At 48.3% G+C, this 1,258-nt stretch carries 1 pseudogene; it reads right to left on the reverse strand.

The features are described 5' to 3' along the window. Positions 1-8: 8 nt before the first annotated feature. A pseudogene (locus CWS43_RS27090) lies at positions 9-1,184 on the reverse strand (IS3 family transposase). Between the last annotated feature and the right edge of the window lie 74 nt (positions 1,185-1,258).

Consider the following 1,258-nt stretch of genomic DNA (forward strand, 5'->3'; position numbering starts at 1 on the left):
TGTAGTGGTCAACAAAAACTGGCCACAGCTTTAGAGTTTTTCCAGAACAATCGTTCTGATTCATTCGGCGTCAAACCACCATTATATTGATGAGGTCTGAGCTGGCTGTAATATCCTGTGATGTAATTCGTTATTGCCGTGCTGGCTTCGCTAAAATTCGCGTAGCCATTATCCGGTACCCACTCTGTTTTCAGGCTTCTGAAGAACCGTTCCATTGGGCTGTTATCCCAGCAATTTCTCCGGCGACTCAGGCTTTGCTTTATCTGATATCTCCACAGTAACTGTCTGAAATTCCTGCTGGTATAGTGACTGCCTTGATCCGAGTGATACAGTAAATTAGCCGGTTTTCCCCGTGCTTCCCAGGCCATCGACAGGGCTTTACCTGTCAGTGCGGAATCAGGGAAAAATGACATCGCCCAGCCAACCGGTTTACGGGAAAACAAATCGAGTACAACAGCCAGATAAGCCCAGCGTTTTTCCCGTCCAGATATAAGTCACATCACCACACCAGGCCTGATTAGGCTCGGTAACAGCAAACTGGCGATCCAGATAATTAGGGATCTCAATGTGTTCCTTAGACGCCTTCTTATAACGATGGCCAGGTTGCTGACAGCTGATAATATTGAGCGCTTTCATCAGCTTTGTTGCCCGCCAGCGGCTCAGTTTTATACCTTTGGTGGTGACCATTGCGGCAATGCTTCGCGCTCCTGCTGAACCGTTACTTTCGCGATAAACTTCACGCACAAGGCTCAGTAATGCCACTCTCGTGGCGTCAGGCTTCCTGGGCTGCCGCCAGTATTTATAACTGCTGCGATGAACCCCAAACACGTTGCACACAACGGCAACAGGAAACCGCGCCCTGAGTTTCTCAACTAATGAGAATTTTTCAGGGAGTCTGACATCAAGAGCGCGGTAGCCTTTTTTAATATATCCCGTTCCATTTCAACGCGTTGAAGTCTTTTCTTCAACTCACGTATCTCAATCTGCTCAGGTGTCATGGGTGAAGCTATGGGTGATTTTCCCGCTCGCTCTTCTTTCAGTTGTCGAACCCATTTATCCATCGTGGATTTGCCGACATTCATCGCAGTGGCAGCGGCGGCAACGGTGTAATGCTGATCGAGTACAAGCTGGGCAGCCTCGAGGCGAAACTCGGGGCTAAAATTGCGTCTGTTACGTCCGGTCATAATGTCACCTGTTTTGACTATGAGGTGATGATATCACCTCTATTCAGGTGGCCAAATTCACTATGCCACTACAA

The organism is Rahnella sp. AA (assembly GCF_002834385.1).
Lineage (GTDB): Bacteria > Pseudomonadota > Gammaproteobacteria > Enterobacterales > Enterobacteriaceae > Rahnella.